At 67.9% G+C, this 19,376-nt stretch carries 15 protein-coding genes; 9 read left to right on the top strand and 6 right to left on the bottom strand.

Annotated features, from left to right (window positions below; all coding sequences use genetic code 11):
• Positions 1-233 precede the first annotated feature (233 nt).
• From AC1DEY_RS03460 to AC1DEY_RS03430, 7 genes are all read left to right on the top strand, one after another.
• A complete protein-coding gene (locus AC1DEY_RS03460; RefSeq protein WP_476866760.1) occupies positions 234-1,409 on the top strand; it encodes an ABC transporter substrate-binding protein in 1,176 nt (391 codons plus the stop codon).
• Positions 1,410-1,456: 47 nt separating this feature from the next.
• Positions 1,457-2,182 carry an ABC transporter ATP-binding protein gene (locus tag AC1DEY_RS03455; RefSeq protein WP_476866759.1) on the top strand — a complete coding sequence of 242 codons (726 nt, stop codon included), beginning with the start codon at positions 1,457-1,459 and terminating at the stop codon, positions 2,180-2,182.
• Complete coding sequence (locus tag AC1DEY_RS03450) at positions 2,172-3,122, top strand: ABC transporter permease (RefSeq protein WP_476866758.1); 951 nt, start codon at positions 2,172-2,174, stop codon at positions 3,120-3,122. The genes AC1DEY_RS03455 and AC1DEY_RS03450 overlap by 11 nt, the downstream gene beginning before the upstream one ends.
• Before the next feature lie 180 nt (positions 3,123-3,302).
• Positions 3,303-3,599 (top strand): putative quinol monooxygenase, encoded by a 297-nt coding sequence (locus AC1DEY_RS03445; RefSeq protein ID WP_476866757.1) that lies wholly within the window; start codon positions 3,303-3,305, stop codon positions 3,597-3,599.
• Between the two features lie 162 nt (positions 3,600-3,761).
• Complete coding sequence (cobA, locus tag AC1DEY_RS03440) at positions 3,762-5,045, top strand: uroporphyrinogen-III C-methyltransferase (RefSeq protein ID WP_476866756.1); 1,284 nt, start codon at positions 3,762-3,764, stop codon at positions 5,043-5,045.
• 88 nt (positions 5,046-5,133) lie between these two features.
• Positions 5,134-6,600 carry an FAD-dependent oxidoreductase gene (locus AC1DEY_RS03435; RefSeq protein ID WP_476866755.1) on the top strand — a complete coding sequence of 489 codons (1,467 nt, stop codon included), beginning with the start codon at positions 5,134-5,136 and terminating at the stop codon, positions 6,598-6,600.
• A 147-nt stretch (positions 6,601-6,747) separates the two neighbouring features.
• Positions 6,748-7,749: a DNA topoisomerase IB gene (locus AC1DEY_RS03430; RefSeq protein WP_476866754.1), complete on the top strand. Its 1,002-nt coding sequence runs from the start codon at positions 6,748-6,750 to the stop codon at positions 7,747-7,749.
• A 15-nt stretch (positions 7,750-7,764) separates the two neighbouring features.
• On the opposite strand, the gene AC1DEY_RS03425 is transcribed toward AC1DEY_RS03430, so the two are convergent.
• The 6 genes from AC1DEY_RS03425 to AC1DEY_RS03400 all read right to left on the bottom strand — a co-directional run bounded on the left by AC1DEY_RS03425 (position 7,765) and on the right by AC1DEY_RS03400 (position 16,275).
• On the bottom strand, positions 7,765-8,625 hold the full coding sequence (locus tag AC1DEY_RS03425; protein WP_476866753.1) for a DUF1206 domain-containing protein: 861 nt from the start codon (positions 8,623-8,625) through the stop codon (positions 7,765-7,767).
• An 85-nt stretch (positions 8,626-8,710) separates the two neighbouring features.
• Complete coding sequence (locus AC1DEY_RS03420) at positions 8,711-11,479, bottom strand: cation-translocating P-type ATPase (RefSeq protein WP_476866752.1); 2,769 nt, start codon at positions 11,477-11,479, stop codon at positions 8,711-8,713.
• A 29-nt stretch (positions 11,480-11,508) separates the two neighbouring features.
• A complete protein-coding gene (gene ppk2 / locus AC1DEY_RS03415) occupies positions 11,509-12,339 on the bottom strand; it encodes a polyphosphate kinase 2 (protein WP_476866751.1) in 831 nt (276 codons plus the stop codon).
• Positions 12,340-12,759: 420 nt separating this feature from the next.
• The gene (locus tag AC1DEY_RS03410) at positions 12,760-13,440 is read right to left on the bottom strand and encodes a FadR/GntR family transcriptional regulator (protein WP_476866750.1); all 681 of its coding nucleotides are present in this window, start codon (positions 13,438-13,440) and stop codon (positions 12,760-12,762) included.
• Positions 13,437-14,729, bottom strand: a complete 1,293-nt coding sequence (locus tag AC1DEY_RS03405; protein ID WP_476866749.1) for an MFS transporter — start codon at positions 14,727-14,729, stop codon at positions 13,437-13,439. Before AC1DEY_RS03405 ends, AC1DEY_RS03410 begins: the two co-directional genes overlap by 4 nt.
• A gap of 103 nt (positions 14,730-14,832) precedes the next feature.
• Complete coding sequence (locus AC1DEY_RS03400) at positions 14,833-16,275, bottom strand: PucR family transcriptional regulator (protein ID WP_476866748.1); 1,443 nt, start codon at positions 16,273-16,275, stop codon at positions 14,833-14,835.
• Between the two features lie 148 nt (positions 16,276-16,423).
• Between AC1DEY_RS03400 and AC1DEY_RS03395 the strand changes: the two genes are divergently transcribed.
• Positions 16,424-17,854: a gamma-aminobutyraldehyde dehydrogenase gene (locus tag AC1DEY_RS03395; RefSeq protein WP_476866747.1), complete on the top strand. Its 1,431-nt coding sequence runs from the start codon at positions 16,424-16,426 to the stop codon at positions 17,852-17,854.
• 98 nt (positions 17,855-17,952) lie between these two features.
• Positions 17,953-19,308, top strand: coding sequence for a 4-aminobutyrate--2-oxoglutarate transaminase (gabT, locus tag AC1DEY_RS03390; protein ID WP_441407742.1), 1,356 nt, complete (start codon positions 17,953-17,955; stop codon positions 19,306-19,308).
• The last annotated feature ends 68 nt before the right edge of the window (positions 19,309-19,376 follow it).

Genomic DNA, 19,376 nt, shown 5'->3' with positions numbered 1-19,376 from the left:
GCGGGCCAGGAAACAGGCTGCAGTCTTTTTCGGCCGAATATGACGCTGCATGAACTTGCGTGACCCCCGGTTTCCGGGCCATTGAACCGCGTTTATGACACTCCCTATGGTGAATGAATGACGACGACGGAACGGTTCCACGGTCTTGTCGACGGGGATCTTCGGGGGCGATGTCGCCGGCGCTGACCACCCCGCCCGGCCTTTCCGCACAGACCCAGAACAGGATTCAGCCCATGTCACCCACACCCGAAAACCGTGAGCCCACGCAGCCCGGCACAACCCGGATCGTCGCCGGCGAGACCGGCAAACCCAAACGCAAGCGCACCCTGGAGATCGCCCTCGTAGCGGGACTCGTGATCCTGATCGGCGCCGGCGCAGCCGTGGCATCCTCGCTGTCCCGCGCCCCGGAAACCGCCCCGGCAGTGGCCGCCGGGGACACCAGCCCGGCCACCGAACTGCGGCTCGGCTACTTCAACAACATCACCCACGCCCCGGCCCTGGTCGGCGTCAGCAAGGGCCTCATCGCCAAGGACCTTGGCGCAACCAAGCTCACCACGCAGACCTTCAACGCCGGCCCCGCCGCGATCGAGGCCCTGAACGCCGGCGCCATCGACGCCACCTACATCGGCCCCAACCCGGCCATCAACTCCTACATCAAGAGCAAGGGCGAATCGGTCAGCATCATCGCCGGCGCCGCGGCAGGCGGAGCCCAGCTGGTGGTCAAGCCCGGCATCAACTCACCGGCCGATCTCAAGGGCAAGACGCTCGCGTCCCCGCAGCTTGGGGGCACCCAGGACGTGGCCTTGCGTGCCTGGCTCGGCCACCAGGGTCTGAAGACCTCCACCGACGGCGGCGGTGACGTCGCGATCAACCCGACCGAGAACGCCCAGACCCTGAAGCTGTTCCAGGACGGCAAGCTTGACGGCGCGTGGCTGCCGGAGCCTTGGGCCTCCCGCCTTGTCCTGCAGGCCGGCGCGAAGGTCCTGGTGGACGAGAAGGACCTGTGGGACAAGGGCGAGTTCATCACCACCGTCCTGATCGTCAACAAGAAGTTCGCGGCCGAGCACCCGGCCACCGTGCAGGCGCTCCTGAAGGGCCATGTTGAATCGGTCAACTGGCTCAATGCGGCGCCCGCCGCCGAGAAGGCCACCGTCCTCAACGACGCGCTCAAGGCAGCGGCCGGCTCGCCGCTTCCGGCCGATGTGATCGACCGGTCCCTGAAGAACATCGCCTTCACCACGGACCCGCTCGCCGGGACGTACAAGAAGCTGCTCCAGGACGGCGTCGACGCCGGAACCACCAAACCGGCCGACATCAACGGGATCTTCGACCTCACAGCGCTCAACAGCGTCCTGGCTGAGACTGCGGCGGGCCAGAAGATTTCCGCCGAAGGACTGGGCAAGGACTAGCTCCTTAGCCTCCAGCCGCCACCCGCAACAACAGTTAGGACCTGACCATGCCAGTCGTACTGGAAAACCTGGGCAAGCGCTTCGGCGACGGCGCCCCGGTGCTGGACGAGGTCAACGCCACCATCGGGCAGGGCGAGTTCGTCGCCCTGCTCGGTGCGTCCGGCTGCGGCAAGTCCACCCTGCTCAACATCATGGCGGGACTGGAGGCACCGACGTCGGGGGCCCTGGAAGTGCCCAGCGACGGCGCCGCCTTCATGTTCCAGGACTCAGCACTCTTCCCGTGGCTCACTGCCCGGGAAAACGTGGAACTGGCGCTGAAGCTGCGCGGGCTCGGGAAGGCCGAGCGGCGGACCAAGGCCGGCGAACTGCTCGACCTCGTGCACCTGGGCAGCGCGGGGGACAAACGCCCGCACGAGCTCTCCGGCGGCATGCGACAGCGCGTGGCCCTGGCCCGTTCCCTGGCCCAGGACCGGCAGCTGCTGCTGATGGACGAGCCGTTCGCCGCCCTGGACGCCATTACGCGCGACCTGCTCCATGACGAGCTGGAGCGCATCTGGAAGGAAACCGGCCGCACCATCGTCTTTGTCACCCACAACGTCCGCGAGGCCGTCCGGCTTGGCCAGCGCGTGCTGCTGCTCTCCTCCCGGCCCGGCCGGGTGGTGCAGGAATGGCACGTCACCGARGAGCACCGCACCGACGCMGGMYTGGCCGGCCACCTSACCGGCGTCATCACCGCCCGGCTTCGCGAGGAGATCCGCCGCCATGCCAAGTAACCAACTACCCGTAGCCGAAGCTGTGGCGGACGCCCCCGCCGAGACCCGCAAAGTCCACGCGGCCCTGACCCGTTCCTCCACCGGCAAGGAAGACCTGCGGCAGCTCGAATCCGGGCTCGATTCGCTCCAGTCCGATGCTGTACGCAAGGCCGGCATCGACTGGAGCCGGATCCTGCTCCCGGTGGCTGCCCTGGTGGTGCTTGTCCTCATCTGGCAGGTGTACGTCTCCCTTGGCTACAAACGCCGGGACATCGTGCCCGGGCCAATGGATGTCGTTGGGCAGATCGGCACCCTGTGGGGTGAGGGCAAGCTGCAGCAGGCCGTCTGGACCTCGCTGCAGCGCGGCGTCGTGGGCTTCCTGATCAGCGTGGTCGTCGCGACTCCGGTGGGGCTCCTGCTGGCGCAGGTGGCCCCGCTCCGGCGCGCCTTCGGTCCGCTGATCTCCGGGCTGCAGGTCCTGCCGTCCGTGGCCTGGGTGCCCGCGGCCATTCTCTGGTTCGGCCTGACCGACGCCACAGTGTATTTCGTGGTGTTCATGGGCGCCATCCCCTCCATCATCAACGGGCTCATCTCCGGCGTGGACCAGATCCCGCCGCAGTACCGCAGCGTCGGCAAGGTCCTCGGGGCGTCCCGGCTGCAGCTGGCCCTGCAGATCATCCTCCCGGCGGCCCTGCCCGGATACCTCAGCGGCCTCAAGCAGGGCTGGGCGTTCTCCTGGCGCTCGCTCATGGCAGCGGAGATCATCGCCGTCGGCGGCACCATCGGCTTTGGCCTGGGCTCCATGCTGGACCRGGGCCGTGCCCTGTCCGACATGACCGTCGTGATGTCCGCGATCCTGCTGATCCTCGGCGTCGGCATCCTGATCGAACTGCTCGTGTTCGCCCCGATCGAAAAGCGGCTCCTCCGCCGCCGGGGCCTCCTGGCGGGCAGCACCCGCTAAGGCACACCACACCACCAGCAGGGCCCGACGGCGACCACCGCCGTCGGGCCCTGCTGCGTTCCCGGGAGGCATCCGGGACCTCCCTGTCGGGACCTCCTTGTCGGGGTTCCGGCAGGGGCCTACACTCACGCCTATGGGCCGGGTTGTGCCCATTCCACGACTGACTCCAAGGAGGTCGCTGTGGCAGCAAAATTTGGCGTGCTGGCCCTGCTCGAAGCCAAGGCGGGGAAGGAACAGGACGTCTGGGACTTCCTCAACGGGGGCCGCGAGATCGTGCTCAACGAGCCGGGAACCCGTACCTGGTACGCCTTCCGGGTCAATGAGAACACCTTCGGCATCTTCGACACCTTCGATACCGAGGAGGACCGTCAGGCCCACCTCACCGGCGCCATCCCCGCCGCCCTCGGCGAGCACGGTCCTGCCCTGCTCGCCAAGGACCCGGACATCAAACTGATCGAACTCATCGCAGTGAAATAATCGCAGTGAAATAATCCCAGTGAAATAGCAGTGACATCACCGTGAAATAGCGGCGCAGGGTCCSGGAATGGCCCGGTCCCCAATGTGACGTGGCGTTACCTTGCGTGAACTGGTGTTTCCGCACCGTTGTTCCGCAATGTGACGCCGCCCTATCGTCGATGCATGGCAATTCAGGACATTTACCCCACGGCGCTGCGCCTCCTCGGCCGTCCCGTGCTGGTGGTCGGGGCAGGACCGGTGGCCGCCCGGCGCACCAAGGGGCTGCTCGACGCCGGAGCCCGCGTCACCGTTGTGGCCCCGGTTGCCTGCCCGGCCCTGGCTGAACTTGCCGACGCCGGCCTCGTGAACTGGGAGCCCCGCCACTACCGCCCCTCCGACGTCGACGGCGTCTGGTTCGTCCAGACCGCCACCGGCGACGCCGCCGTGGATGCGCAGGTTTCGGCCGACGCCGAGGCGCAGCGCATCTGGTGCGTCAACGCCTCCGACCACGAAGCGTCCGCGGCCTGGACGCCCGCCGTCGCCGTGGTGGACGACGTGAAGATCGCCGTCAACGCCGGCGGGGACCCGCGCCGCGCCATGGCCCTGCGCGACGCCGTCGCCACCGCACTGGACACCGGGGACCTGCCGCTGCGCAGGCGCCGTGTCTCCGGCGCAGGCGCCACCGGATCTGTTGCCCTCGTGGGCGGCGGTCCCGGCGACACCGGACTGATCACCGTGCGCGGCCGCCGGCTCCTGGGCCAGGCCGACGTCGTGGTTGCGGACCGGCTCGGCCCCCGCGAACTGCTCAACGAACTCGCCCCCGACGTCCGCGTGATCGAGGTCGGCAAGAATCCGGGCCACCATCCCGTCCCGCAGGCGGAAATCAACCGGATCCTGGTCGATGAGGCCCTGCAGGGCCACCGCGTGGTCCGGCTCAAGGGCGGCGACCCGTACGTTTTGGGCCGCGGCGGCGAGGAAGCCGAATTCTGCCGGCAGCACGGCGTCGAGGTGGAAGTGGTTTCCGGCGTCACGTCGGCCATCTCCGTCCCGGCCGCCGCGGGCATCCCCGTCACGCACCGCGGGCTCGCCAAGGGCTTCAGCGTGGTCACCGGCCACGAGGAACTCTCCGAGGTCCCGGCCCGCGCCGACCACACTGTGATCCTGCTCATGGGCGTGGGCCAGTTGCGCGATTCCGCAGCCTCCTTGGCCCGCGCCGGTTTGCCTCCGGAGACGCCTGTTGGCATCGTAGAGAATGGATACCTGCCCAACCAGCGGGTGACCATTGGAACTCTCGGGACCATCGCGGATCAGGCGGAGGCCGCCGGCGTCGCGAACCCCGCCGTGATCGTGATCGGCGACGTGGTCCGCGTCAGCCCGTTCGCGCCGTCGCACTTCAGGACCGCGGACTACAGCACCACCTCCCCGAACGCTCCCCGCACCACCAAGACCCGCGTACTGACCCCGTAAAGTCCGTCGATTGCTCCATAACTGCCGTTATCAAGCCTCAAAAGGGCGTTTGTGGAGCAACGGATGCAGAAGAAAAAGGAACACAGCCGTGTCAACGAACACCCCTGTAGGAACTGCCGCCCGCCCGCTGCGCGTCGCCGTCGTCGGCTCCGGTCCCGCCGGCGTCTACGCCGCGGACATCCTGACCAAGAGCGAGGCCGTCAAGAGCGGCGAGCTCACCGTCAGCATCGACCTCTTCGACCGCTACCCGGCACCCTACGGCCTGATCCGCTACGGCGTTGCCCCGGACCACCCCCGCATCAAGGGCATCGTCAACGCGCTGCACAAGGTCCTGGACCGCGGCGACATCCGCTTCTTCGGCAACGTGGACTACGGCACCGACCTGTCCATCGATGACCTCCGCACCCACTACGACGCCGTCATCTTCGCCACCGGCGCCATCAAGGACGCGGACCTGAACATCCCCGGCATCGAACTCGAGGGCTCCTACGGCGGCGCAGACTTCGTCTCCTGGTACGACGGCCACCCCGATGTGTCCCGCGAATGGCCGCTGGACGCCAAGGAAATCGCCGTGATCGGCAACGGCAACGTGGCCCTGGACGTGGCCCGCATGCTCTCCAAGCACGCCGACGACCTCCTGGTCTCCGAAATCCCGGACAACGTCTACGCCGGCCTGAAGTCCTCGCCCGTCACGGACGTGCACGTCTTCGGCCGCCGCGGCCCGGCCCAGGTCAAGTTCACGCCCCTGGAACTGCGCGAACTCTCGCACTCCAAGGACGTCGACATCATTCTCTACGCCGAGGACTTCGAGTTCGACGCCGAGTCCGACCGGCAGATCCAGAGCAACAACCAGACCAAGACCATGGTGGGCACCCTCACCAACTGGATCGCCGAGCAGCCCGAGGACCTCTCCGAGCTCAAGGCCTCCCGCCGGCTGCACCTGCACTTCCTGCACAGCCCGGTGGAGGTGTACGACGGCGCCGAGACTCCCGGCCGCGTCGCAGGCATCAAGTTCGAGCGCACCGAACTGGACGGCACCGGCAACGCCCGCGGCACCGGCGAGTTTGTCGACTACCCGGTCCAGGCCGTGTACCGCGCCATCGGCTACTTTGGCTCCGCACTGCCCGAGGTCGAGTTCGACCACAGCAAGGGCGTTGTCCCGAACGACGGCGGCCGCGTCCTGGATGCCGCCGGCACCCACGTCCCGGGGATCTACGCGACCGGCTGGATCAAGCGCGGGCCGGTGGGACTGATCGGCCACACCAAGGGCGACGCCCTCGAAACCGTGACCTACCTGCTCGAGGACCGCGCCAACCTGCCGCTGGCCGCGGCGCCCGCCCCGGAGAAGATTGTCGAACTCCTGGAGGGCCGCGGCATCCAGTACACCAGCTGGGAAGGCTGGCTGGCGCTCGACGCCCACGAGCGCGGCCTCGGCGAGACGGCGACGGCGGCCGGCCCGTCCTTCGGGGTCGAGGTCACCCGTGAGCGCATCAAGGTGGTCCCGCGCGAGGAAATGGTGGCGATCTCCCGCGGCGGAGTGGCCGCGGAGGTCTAGCCTCAACAGCACAGCGCCCGAAGCGCACCAGCACAGAGCAACGCGGGGTCACTCCGCGCCCTTCCCGGACGGGATTATGGGCGCGGAATGACCCCGCGTTGTTTGTTGTGCGTGGAAACCCGGGTGATAGTCAGTAGGCTTACCGTCATGAGGCTCCGTCACAGCAACGCGTCCGGCCGCGGGTACCGCCGGGTACCCGCCGGGACCGGCTTCAGCTACAAGGATTTGGACGGGTCCACCCTGCCGCCGGGTCCCGTGCGGGACCGGCTTGAGGGCATCGGGATCCCGCCGGCCTGGACCGACGTCTGGATTGCCCCGTACGACAACGGGCACATCCAGGCCACGGGACTCGACGCGGTGGGCCGGCGGCAGTACATCTACCATCCGGGCTGGCGGGAGCGGAAGGACCGGCTGAAGTTCGACCGTTCGCTCCAGCTGGCCGAGACCCTGCCGGCCGCACGCCGCCTGGTGACCATGGACCTGCGCTCCGAGGGGCTGACCCGGGAACGCGTGCTGGCCGCCGCCTTTCGGATGCTCGACAGCGGGTCGCTTCGGGTCGGCTCCGAGCGCTACACCAACGAAAACGGCAGCCGTGGCCTCGCCACCCTGCTCTGCGCCCACGTCACGGTCCACAAGGACGAACTCCGGCTCAGTTTCCCGGCCAAGAGCGGCAAGACCTGGGAGTCGCGGATCGACGACGCCGACCTCGCCGCCGTCGTGCGCCAGCTCAAGCGGCGCGGCGGCAAGGCACGGCTGCTCGCCTACAAGGCCGGCCGCCGCTGGCATCCGGTGTCCAGCGCGGACATCAACGAGTACGTCAAGGAGCGCACGGGGGAGGACTTCACGGCCAAGGACTTCCGCACCCTGCGCGGGACGGCGACGGCGGCCGTCAGCCTGGCGCGCAGCGGCCCGCAGGCGAAGAAATCGACCCGGAAGAGGGCGGTCAGCCGCGCCATGGTTGACGCGTCCGCGGTCCTTGGCAACACACCGTCGATCGCCCGGAAAAGCTACGTGGATCCGCGGCTGCTGGACCACTTCGCCGCAGGGGAGACGATCGATGCCAGGCGGCTGGATTCCGCCGAATCCGAAATCCGGGCCCTGCTCTACCAGGAAGGCGACGTGGTTCCGCTGCGGAAGGCCGCAGGCTAGCCGCACCTGAAGAGGCTACATCCGGCCGAAGCGCGCCCGCACCAGGGCGAACGCGCCGTAGGCAATGAAGCCCGTGCCGATCGCCAGGAGCAGGTACGGGCCGAACGGGTGGTCCCGCAGTGCCTTGAGGCTGCCGTCCAGGCCGGTGGACGAACCGGGGTTGTTGGTGGCCGCGGCGATCACGAACAGCAGCCCGGTCAGGATCAGCGCCAGCCCTTTCGCGACGTGCCCGGCGACGCCGAGCATACTGATCAGCCTGCCGCGGCGGGTGCCCTCGAAATGGTGCAGCTCCTCCTTGAACTTCTTCCCGAGGCCCTTGGCGATGAAGTACACGCCGATCCCGATGATGACCAGGCCCAGGCCGACCAGGGCCGGAACCCCGAACGGGGACCGGACCAGCGCCGTGCTGAAGTCCCGCGTGGAGTCGCCGGAATCGCCGCGCTGGCCGAGCGCGAAGCCGGCGAAGCTCAACCCAACGCTGCCGTACGCGACGGCCAGGAAACCGGAGGAAATGAGCTTGCCCAGCCGCTCGCCGCGCGGCAGGTGCCGGGCCCGCAGGGTGGCCTCGCTCAGCTGCCAGAGCGAAAGCCCGGCGCAGGCCGCGCAGGAAGCCCACATGACGGCAGGACCCCAGGGGTTGGCCGCGAGTTGTTCGATAGCGCCGGTGGGGTCGGCCTGTCCGGGGACCCCCAACACCAGGGCGATGGCGATGGCCCCGATCACGATGTGAAGCAGCGCCATCACTGCGAAACCCGACCGTGCGGCGACGTCGAGCCAGATGCTGTTCGACGCCGCCTCGGCGGCGTCCGCGGCGCCGTCGATGACGGAATCGCTTCCTGACTTTTCCTCTGCCGTAGCGATGCCGCTTAACCTCATCCGGTCCGGTGAAACTCTCTTGTGCCCACGGCGCTGCCCACGGCGTTGCCTGTGGCCCTGATTCTACGCGCGGAGGCTCACAGCGTCAGGCAGGAACGGCCGGCGCCAGGACCTTGGCCCTGTCAGCACTATGCCGGGCCCGCAGGATCACCTTGAACAGTTCGCCCAGGAGCAGCAGCACCACGGCCGGCACCAGACAGATCAGCCACTGCGCCCCGTTGAGCTGCACGGTGGCGAACAGGTCCTGCAGCACGCGCATCTGGGTGATCAGCATCGAGCCGACCACTGCCCAGCCGAACGCCCAAAGCAGCTTCGGGTTGGACACGGTGGACGGGCCGAACGCGCTCTCCTCGGGGAATCGCAGGTTGAGGGCCACGGTAATGTTCATCAGCCCTAGGCCAACTATGGCCATGGTCTGCCCTACCTCCAGCGAACCGTAGCTGGCCTTGCCGATCTGCACGAGGACCAGGGTGGCGGCCGCCATGAACAGCCCGACGACGAACAGGCGCACCATCATCGACCGGACGATGATCGGCTGATTGAACGGACGGGGCTTCCGGTCCATGATGCCCGGCGTCGCGAGGTCCAGGCCCATCACGGCGCCGATGGGGGCGACGATCGCCATGTGGATCCACAGCACCTGGGCCGGGCTGAGCAGCGCGGTGCCGGCGATCGCGAACGCCGACGAGCCGATGAAGGCCAGGATGAACATGAACAGGTTGGCGACCTGGATACGGATGAACTTCTGCAGGTTGTCGTACACGAGCCGGCCCTGCTCGACCGCGGTCACGATCGTGGCGAAGTTGTCGTCGGCGAGGATCATTTTGGCCGCACCCTTGGCGACGTCGGTGCCGGTGATGCCCATCGCGATCCCGATGTCGGCCGCCGCGATGGCCGGCGCGTCGTTGACGCCGTCGCCGGTCATGGCGACGACGTTGCCCTTGCGCTTGAGCACTTCGACCAGCCGGACCTTGTGCTCGGGCGCCACCCGGGCGATCACGCCGATCCCATCCACCTGGCTGTCGGCCTCGGAATCGCTCATGGCCGCGAACTCGGCGCCGGTGACCGCGCGCCCCCGGATGCCGAGCTCGTCGGCGATCGCGGCCGCGGTGATGGCGTGGTCGCCGGTAATCATCCGGACCCGGATGCCGGCGTGTTTGGCCTTGGCGATGGCGGCCACGGCTTCGGCGCGCGGCGGGTCCACCTCGCCGATCAGCGCCGAAATCTCCAGGTCCTGCATCAGCGCCATGAGGTCGCCCGAGGGCTGGAACGTGGCCGGGTCGAATTCGCGCTGGGCCAGGGCGAGCACCCGCCGGCCCTGGCTGGCGATCCGTTCATTGGCGGCCAGCACCTTCCCGCGCATTTCCTCGGTGAGGGTCTCCGCCCGTCCGCCCGGCATCCGCCCGGACGAGGACCTGTTGAGGACGACGTCGGGTGCCCCCTTCACGTACGCCCGGATCACGGGCTTGCCGTCGGCGCCCGGCATCAGGTGGAACGTGGCCATGAACTTGTAGTCGGAGTCAAAGGGCACGGACGCCACCCGCGGGTTGTTCCTGCGGAACTCCCGGACGTCCACGCCGCCCTTCTGCGCGAGCACGTACAGCGCCGCCTCGGTGGGATCGCCGATGACCTCGCCGTTTTCGATATCGGAGTCGTTGCACAGCGCACACGGGAACATCACGTAATCCAGGTCGCGTTCGGCGTCGCCGGTGGTCCGCTGGATCTGGCCCTCGAAGCTGTAGCCCTCGCCGCTGACCGTGTAATGGTGCTGGACGGTCACGACTTCCCGCACCGTCATCTGGTTCAGGGTCAGGGTGCCGGTCTTATCGGAGTTGATGGCCGACGTGGAGCCGAGGGTCTCCACCGCGGGCAGGACCTTCATGATGGCGTTCTTCTTGGCCATGTTGACCGAGCCCACGGACAGGATTGTGGTGACGACGGCGGGAAGCGCATCCGGGATCGAGCCGACCGCCAGGGCCACGCCGATCCCGAACAGCACCGCGAAGCTTTCGCCCTGGGCCAGGCCCATCACCACGATCGCGACGAAGGCGAAGAGGGCCGCGATGATGATGAAGATCGTGAGCCGGTCCACCTGCTTGGTGAGCGGGGTCTTCTCCTCCTTCTGGCCAGAGAGCATGTGGGCGATGTGGCCGACTTCCGAGCCCATGCCCGTGGTGGTCACGAGGATCTCGCCGTGGCCCCGGGTGACGTTGGTGTTCATGAATGCCATGTTCACCCGGTCGCCGATGCCGACGTCGTGCCGGCTGATGGCCCCGACTTCCTTCTCGACGGCGACGCTTTCGCCCGTCAGCGCGCCCTCTTCGATCTGGAGGGTCGCGGCCAGAATCACCCTGCCGTCGGCGGGGACGCGGTCACCGGCGTCGACCACCACGATGTCGCCGGGCACAATCTGCTCGGAGGGGATCTCCGCCATGTCACCGTCGCGGCGCACCTTGGCCATGGACTTCATCATCTGCCCCAGGGAAGCGGCGGCCGCCTCGGCCTTGCCTTCCTGGTGGTAGCCCAGCCACGCGTTGAACAGCGTCAGCAGGGCAAGCCCGATCGCGGTCCCGTACTCCTCGATCAGCAGGCTCACCAGGGCGGCGACGACGAGCACGATCTGCATGTAGTCCCGGTAGTGCTTGAAGAACCGCTTCCAGACCGGCTCCTGCTTCGCGGCGGCCAGGGCGTTGGGGCCGTACTCCTGCAGCCGCTGCTCGGCCTCTGCCGCGCTCAGCCCGCTGGCCGGGTCCACCCTCAGCTCGGACGCCACGTCCGCTGGTGCCATGGAGTACCAGGTTGCGTCCGCTTCGGCCGCGGCCAAGTCTGCTGCTGCTCCGGGATTGTCGGTCATGACTTTCCTCCTCGTGGCCGGGACGGTGCTCAGAAAGGTGTCGGGATGTGCCGGACGGCCAGCGTGGGTTCGCGGTAGTCGCCGGCCTTCTGGCGCTTGGGGAGCTCGACGTCGAGGCCCGGGAACGGCTCATAGGGCACCTGGCTGAGCAAGTGGCTGATGATGTTGAGCCGGCCCCGCTTCTTGACGTCGTTGTGCACGACGTACCACGGCGCCCAGGCGGTGTCGGTCGCTTCGAACATGGCGTCCCTGGCCCGGGAGTAGTCGTACCAACGTTTGTACGACTTCAGATCCATGGGGGAGAGTTTCCAGGTCTTGCGGGGATCATCTATCCGGCTCTCCAGGCGCCGGGTCTGCTCGTCGGCGCTGACCTCGAGCCAGTACTTGATCAGGATGATTCCAGCATCGACCATCGCCTTCTCGAAGATCGGCGTCATGTTCAGGAACCTTTCGGTCTCCTCCGGGGTGCAGAAGTTCATCACGCGCTCCACACCGGCACGGTTGTACCAGCTGCGATCAAAGATGACCACCTCGCCGCCCGCCGGAAAGTGGGACATGTAGCGCTGGAGGTACATCTGGGATTTCTCCCGCTCCGTCGGGGTGGGGAGCGCCACCACCCGGAACACCCGGGGGCTCACCCGCTCGACGATGCGCTTGATCGTGCCGCCCTTGCCGGCCGTGTCGCGGCCTTCGAAGACGATGCAGACCTTGGCTCCCGTGGACTTCACCCACTCCTGCATGGCGACCAGCTCGCCTTGCAGGACGGCCATCTCCGCCTCGTACTCCTTGCGGGGCATTTTCTTCCGGGCCCGCTCGTCCTGTCCTTCGGCGCGCCTGGCCTTTTTCTTCTTCTTGCCCACCTTCGACCTCCTCGCGGCGTACTTGCTGAGGCAAAGCACAGCAGGCACCGCCGCACGCGGCGAGGCTGTCATCCGGCCGGACTGTCATCCGGCGAGACTGGCACCTTTGTCCGGGGACTGGGGTGCAAGCAGGTGACCCTTTTTCGGGCACCCTCGTGCAGCGTCCTACCACTCTTAGTGTTGACCGTGGCCGGGGCCCGGTCTACGGCACTAAGACCCTATTGACGGGCCGCTGAGCCCCCGCCGAAGTCGAGCCGGCCCCTGCTGCTGGGCGCAGGGACCGGCCGTCCGGACTCGGCGTTGAGGCCGACGGTGACGCGAATCCGCGTGCCCGCGGGCCAGGCTGTGAGGCCGGTGCGCGAGTGGCGGGCGCCACTGAGACAGAGCATCTTCCGGCCACCTTGGGAAAACCCTCGGCAACTACTCCTGCAGCCATTCGGCGCAGGAATTCAGGTTCCGCGTGACGCTCTCGACGGCGGCCGCCTCGTCGCCGGCGGCAATCGCGGCCACGAGTTCGTCGTGGCCCTCAAGCGGGAGGCCGTTGAATCCTGCTCGCCGCTGCTGGCGGAGCAGGTCATTGTGGAAAACTCCGCCGAAGCTGACATACAGCTCATGGAGCAGCGGGTTGGCGGACGCCTGCGCCACCCGCGCATGGAAGTCCCAGTCGGCGCGGGCCCAGGCTGCGTAGTCTCCGGCCAGCCAGGCGTCCCGGCGTGCCGTGAGCAAATCGCGCAGGGCACTGACGTCCTCGGCCGTCGCGTGGCGGGCGGCAAGGCGGGCGGCCTGGGTGTCCAGTCCGACCCGGACCTCGAGGATGTGCTCCTGGGAGTGGTCCTGGTACATCCGCTGCGTGGCGCCGGCGATCTCGCTGGTGGCGCGGACGTACGTGCCGTCCCCGCGCCGGACCTCAAGCATGCCGCTGTGCGCGAGCGCCTTGATGGCCTCGCGCAGGGTGCCGCGGGAAACCCCGAACGCGGCCATCAATTCCGGTTCGGCCGGAATGCGCTGCTGCAGTGGCCACTCGCCCGAGTGGATCAGTTCCCGGAGCTTGGCGGTGATTTCCTCCGCCAGCGGGGGCCGGTGCGAGGCGGTAAGAGTCATGGCCGGGTCCTTGCCTCGGAGCGCAGTTCGGCGGAGCGCCGTTCGGCGGCCCGCCGTTCCTTCTCGCGCATCTCTTTCGGCCCGGCCGACAGGAGATGGCCCACCACGATCTGGCCGAGGGCCACGGCCAGCAGCAGCGCCAGGGGCAGGGTCCAGGAGTTGGTGGCGCTGTGCAGCAGGCCCATGCCGAACGGCCCCAGCGTCGCCAGCAGATAGCCGGCGGACTGGGCCACGGTGGACAGCGCGGTGGTCTCGGCCGTGGTGCGGCCGCTGCGGCTGATCATCACCATGACCAGCGGGAAGATGCCGAGCCCGAAGCCCAGCAGCACCGCGGTCAGCGGAGCCCAGGTAGCCGGCAGGACCAGCATGGCCAGGACGCCGAGGGCCATGGTGACGGTGGCCAGGTAGAACGCTGTGCGAAGCATCCGGGGGCGCGAGCCGATGGCCACCAGCACCATGCCGGCGGGGACGGAGACGAGCTGCATGAGTCCGAACATGAGCCCGCTGTCAGAGGCGGTGAGGCCCATCGTGGCCAGCATGTAGGGGAACCAGCTGAGCACGGCGTAGGCCAGGAGCGCCTGCACGGTGAATCCGAGGGTAATCAGCGCGCCGGTGCGGGTCCGCAGCAGGGGCCACGGGGAAACCCTGGCGGCCTTGCCGGCGGTTGCGTTGCGGTGGGCGTGGACCGCGATCGGCACGAAGCCGAGGCAGGCGCCCAGGGCAAGGAGGCCGATTGCGCCGACGCCCGCCGATGGAGAGCCCAGGGCGGTGGCCATCGGAACGATYAGCACGGCGGTGACCGTGGCACCGGTGGTCATGGTCAACGTGTAGACGGCGGTCATGAGGGAGGTGCGGTCCGCGAAGTGCACCCTGATGAAGGACGGCATGGCCACGTTGCAGATAGCGAGCCCGGACATCCCCGCCACGGTCCCGGCCAGGAGCATTCCGGTGGACGGAACGCCGCGGAGCAGCAGACCCGCGGCCAGCATCACGAGGGAGAGCAGGATGGCTTTTTCCAGCCCCAGCTGCCGGGTGAGCCAGGACGTGGCAGCCCCGGCCACCGCGAAGCACAGCGTGGGGATCGAGGGGAGCAGGGCCGCGATGAAAGGCCCGTAGCCCAGGACGGCCTGCAGGTCGTGGAAGAGGGCGGCTGCGCCGGTGATCCCTGCGCGCAGGTTGAGCCCGATGAGCACGAGCGCCACGACGCCGGCCACGATCACCCCGCGCGGACGGCCGGCACCGGGTGGAGCTGTCTGGGAAAGTGCGGAAACCGCCGTGCTGCTAGCCATATCTAAAGGTTAGACGTTTGATGTTTGAGCGTCAGCCTTTAGTGGCGAATATCTCTGCGAGTGACAGCGGCTTGGGGGCCGGGGTCGAGCGGGGCGGTGTGCGTCAGCGCGGCTGCCGGGCGCTGAGCCGCTGCACCGCCAGCGCGAGCCAGAGCTGCACCCGGTCCGGTGTCTGGGCCGGGTCGTAGCCGGTGAGTTCGGTGATCTGCGCCAGCCGGTAGCGGACCGTATTACGGTGCAGGGTGAGTTCCTCGGCGACAGCCGCCACCGAGCCGTTGTTGACGAGGTAGCTCTCCAGCGTGGCCATGAGTTCGGCGCCGTGGGCTGCGTCAAAGGCCCGCAGCGGGTTCAGCGATTCGTTGGCCATGTCCGCCAGCGGGACGTCTTCACTGGCCAGCAGCAGCGAAGTCAGGCTCAGCCGCTCCGGCTCGTTGACCGGCAGGCCGTGGCTGGACGCGTCGCGGGCCTCGAAATAGCTCCAGCGCAGGCCGTTGGGTTTCGTGTAGGCCCCGCCAATGCCGATCGTGGCGTGGATCCCGGCTTCGGCCAGATGGTCGCTGAGGCTGCGGGCCAGGGCGCTGGCGCCGCTGCCGTCGTCGGGGATCACCACCACGAGGTCCTTCCCGACGGCGGCGCTGACCGCCGCCTCGAGCGGCTGGGGCAGGGAGGAACTCCCCAGCTGTTTCTGGTGGGCGGCCGACTCGGCGAGCAGGACCACGTTCTTGCGGGTGCTGTTGATCCCGACGCCGGCGAGGCGCCGGGTGGCTTCGCTGGACTCCAGCGTGCCGTGGATGACGTCGTCGAGGACCTGTCCGGCCAGGGCCCGCTGCGCCTGCCGCTGCTTGACCATGTTGTTCAGTTCAACGCTGATCAGGTTTTGGGCGTAGCCCACGATGCCCGAGTCCTCAAAGGGCTGCTTTACCCACAGCGTGCAGGCGTCGCGGCGGCCCGTGGGGATGGGGTAGGATGCCCAGCCCTCGGCCTTGGGCGCCGGGTGGCCGGGCACGCTGTTGTACAGCTGGGCGGTGAACTGGGTCAGGACGATCTCGGTCCGCAGCATCGAGCCCAGGTGCTTCAGGAGTTCGGCGAGGCCGCCACCGGTCAGCAGGGCCCGGGCCAGGATCTGGTGCCCGGCGATGAGCCGCTCAAGCTTCACCAGGTGGTCCGCGGACTGGGCGTCGGCCACGAGCTTACCGATCGCGATGAACGGCGTCTCGTAGGGCACTTCCACCACCGGCAGCCCCCACCGGTTGGCCTCGGCGATAAGGGCCGGAGGTACGGCGTCGTGCGTCAGTCCTACCCCGAACCCGATTCCCACGGCCCCGGCCCGCTGGACCTGCCGCACGAAGCGGCGCTGTTCGGCGGCGCTCTTGAGCCGCATTCCGGTGGTCAGGATCAGTTCGCCGCCGTTGAGGAACCGCTGCGGGTCCTCCTGTTCGGTGACGGCCACCCAGAGGATGTCCTGGTGCCAGGTGGTTTCGGCGAGGCCGGCCTTGGTGAGATTCAGGGAGGGAACTCCCAGCAGGGCAGCGAGTGAAATGGCCATGGATTCAGGATAGCCGGGTGCTGGTCAAGCGCACTAAACTCTTGCTGGCAAGGTGTGCAGGTGCCTATTCCCTGGCTTGCCCGGCTGGCATAGGCTCGTGACCAGTCACACACATCCGTCATTGGCAGTAAGAAAGAGGTTGTACACCGTGGTCCAAACCTTGCAGAACTTCATCAACGGCGAGTTCGTCACCCCCGCCGGCACAGGGATGCTGCCCATCGTCAACCCCACCAACGGCGACGTGGTGGCACAGTCGCCGATCTCGGTGCAGGCCGACGTCGACGCCGCCATGACGGCAGCCAGGAACGCCTTCAAGACCTGGAAGCACACCACGCCGGGGCAGCGGCAGCTCATGCTGCTCAAGCTCGCGGATGCCGTCGAGGCCAACAGCGACGAGCTCGTGGACGCCCAGCACCGCAACACCGGCCAGGTCCGCTCCCTGATCGCCTCCGAGGAAGTCGCCGCGGGCGCCGACCAGCTGCGCTTCTTCGCCGGCGCGGCCCGCATCATGGAAGGCAAATCCGCCGGCGAGTACTTCGAAGGCCACACCTCCTACGTGCGCCGCGAGCCGATCGGCGTCGTGGCCCAGGTGGCCCCGTGGAACTACCCGTTCCTCATGGCCATCTGGAAGATCGGGCCCGCCCTGGCCGCCGGCAACACCGTGGTCCTCAAGCCCTCGGACACCACCCCGGAGTCCACCCTGGTGCTGGCCCGGCTCGCCGGCGAGATCTTCCCGGCCGGCGTCCTGAACGTTGTCCTGGGCACCGGCGAGACCGGCGCCATGATGGTCGAGCACAAGGTCCCCGGCCTGGTCTCCATCACCGGTTCCGTCCGCGCCGGCATCGCCGTCGCCTCGGGCGCCGCCAAGGGACTCAAGCGCGCCCACCTGGAACTCGGCGGCAAGGCCCCGGCCATTGTGTTCGCCGACGCCGACATCAAGAAGAGCGCCGCGGCGATCGCCGAGTTCGCCTTCTTCAACGCCGGCCAGGACTGCACGGCGATTACCCGCGTCCTGGTCCAGGATTCGGTGCACGACGACGTCGTCGCCGCCATGGTCGAGCACACCAGGACCCTGCACACGGGCTCGCAGAACGATGAAGACAACTACTTCGGTCCGCTGAACAACGTCAACCACTTCAACGCGGTCACCTCCGTCGTGGAGCACCTGCCGGCGAACTGCAAGATCGAGACCGGCGGCCACCGCGCGGGCGAGAAGGGCTTCTTCTTCGAACCCACCATCGTCACGGGCGCCAAGCAGACCGATGACATCGTCCAGAAGGAAACGTTCGGCCCCGTCATCACGGTGCAGAAGTTCAGCACCGAGGACGAGGCAGTGGAACTGGCCAACGACGTCGAGTACGCCCTGGCGTCCAGCGTCTGGACGACCAACCACGGCACCGCCATGCGCCTGAGCCGTGACCTCGACTTCGGCGCCGTCTGGATCAACACCCACATTCTCCTCACCGCCGAAATGCCGCACGGTGGCTTCAAGCAGTCCGGCTACGGCAAGGACCTGTCCATGTACGGCGTGGAGGACTACACCCGCATCAAGCACGTCATGAGTGCGCTCGACGCATAACGCCGTCGCATAAACGCGGATGCAGAACACAGCAGCCGCATAACTCAACCTGACGCATAACTCGCGCGCCTCAACCGCACGCTTAGGAAGGCCTTCCCATGACCACCACCGCACATGACATCACCTACCGGCTCGAGCAGAAGCGCCGCGTCCAGGCCGACTTCCCGGGCCCCAAGTCCGTTGCCCTGACCGAGCGCCGCAAGGCGGTCGTCGCGGCTGGTGTCGCGTCCAGCGTCCCGGTCTTCGTGGCCGACGCCGACGGCGGCATCATCCACGACGTCGACGGCAACTCCTTCATCGACCTCGGCTCCGGCATCGCGGTGACCAGCGTCGGCGCCTCGGACCCCGCCGTCGTCGGTGCCGTGAAGGAAGCCGTGGAGCACTTCACCCACACCTGCTTCATGGTCACGCCCTACGAAGGCTATGTCGCCGTCGCCGAGCAGCTGAACCGCCTCACCCCGGGTGACCACGAAAAGCGCACGGTGCTGTTCAACTCCGGCGCCGAGGCTGTCGAAAACGCCGTCAAGGTTGCCCGCCTGGCCACGGGTCGGGACGCCGTCGTCGCGTTCGACCACGCCTACCACGGCCGTACCAACCTGACCATGGCGCTGACCGCCAAGGCCATGCCGTACAAGACCAACTTCGGCCCGTTCGCGCCCGAGGTCTACCGCATGCCGATGAGCTACCCGTTCCGCGAGGAAAACCCGGAGATCACCGGTGCCGAGGCCGCCAAGCGCGCCATCACCATGATCGAGAAGCAGATCGGCGGCGAGCAGGTTGCCGCGATCATCATCGAGCCCATCCAGGGTGAGGGCGGCTTCATTGTCCCCGCCGATGGCTTCCTGCCCGCCCTGGCTGCCTGGGCCAAGGACAAGGGCATCGTTTTCATCGCCGACGAGGTCCAGTCCGGCTTCTGCCGCACCGGCGAATGGTTCGCCGTGAACCACGAGGGTGTTGTCCCGGACATCATCACCATGGCCAAGGGCATCGCCGGCGGCATGCCGCTCTCCGCCATCACCGGCCGCGCCGACCTCCTCGACGCCGTCCACCCGGGCGGCCTCGGCGGCACCTACGGCGGCAACCCGGTAGCCTGTGCAGCCGCGCTGGCCTCGATCGGCTCGATGGAGCAGTACGACCTCAACGCCCGTGCCAAGCACATCGAGGAGATCGCCCTCGGCAAGCTCCGCGAACTTGCCAACGAGCAGTCCGTGATCGGTGACGTCCGCGGCCGCGGCGCCATGCTGGCCATTGAACTCGTCCAGGCCGGTTCCAAAGAGCCGAACCCGGAGCTGACCAAGGCCGTCGCCGCAGCCTGCCTCAAGGAGGGTGTCATCATCCTCACCTGCGGCACCTACGGCAACGTCATCCGGCTGCTGCCGCCGCTGGTGATCAGCGACGAGCTGCTGCTGGACGGCCTTGCGGTCCTGGCCGCGGCCATCAAGGCCAACGCCTGATCCACCCCTGAAACAAGCCGCCGGGAGGGCGATCCCTTCCCGGAGGCCGGCCTTCCGGTAGACAACGC

The sequence above is a fragment of the Arthrobacter sp. 05T47 genome (assembly GCF_056395825.1).
Note: the sequence above shows the minus strand (reverse complement) of the source record. Positions and strands in the feature narration are given on the sequence as shown.

What these genes read in the sequence shown, in the direction of transcription:
- AC1DEY_RS03430 (WP_476866754.1), top strand. Translation starts at nt 6,748, where the DNA reads ATGAGGCTCCGTCACAGCAACGCGTCCGGCCGCGGGTACCGCCGGGTA.
- AC1DEY_RS03425 (WP_476866753.1), bottom strand. Translation starts at nt 8,625, where the DNA reads ATGAGGTTAAGCGGCATCGCTACGGCAGAGGAAAAGTCAGGAAGCGAT.
- AC1DEY_RS03410 (WP_476866750.1), bottom strand. Translation starts at nt 13,440, where the DNA reads ATGACTCTTACCGCCTCGCACCGGCCCCCGCTGGCGGAGGAAATCACC.
- AC1DEY_RS03420 (WP_476866752.1), bottom strand. Translation starts at nt 11,479, where the DNA reads ATGACCGACAATCCCGGAGCAGCAGCAGACTTGGCCGCGGCCGAAGCG.
- cobA (WP_476866756.1), top strand. Translation starts at nt 3,762, where the DNA reads ATGGCAATTCAGGACATTTACCCCACGGCGCTGCGCCTCCTCGGCCGT.
- gabT (WP_441407742.1), top strand. Translation starts at nt 17,953, where the DNA reads ATGACCACCACCGCACATGACATCACCTACCGGCTCGAGCAGAAGCGC.
- AC1DEY_RS03400 (WP_476866748.1), bottom strand. Translation starts at nt 16,275, where the DNA reads ATGGCCATTTCACTCGCTGCCCTGCTGGGAGTTCCCTCCCTGAATCTC.
- AC1DEY_RS03460 (WP_476866760.1), top strand. Translation starts at nt 234, where the DNA reads ATGTCACCCACACCCGAAAACCGTGAGCCCACGCAGCCCGGCACAACC.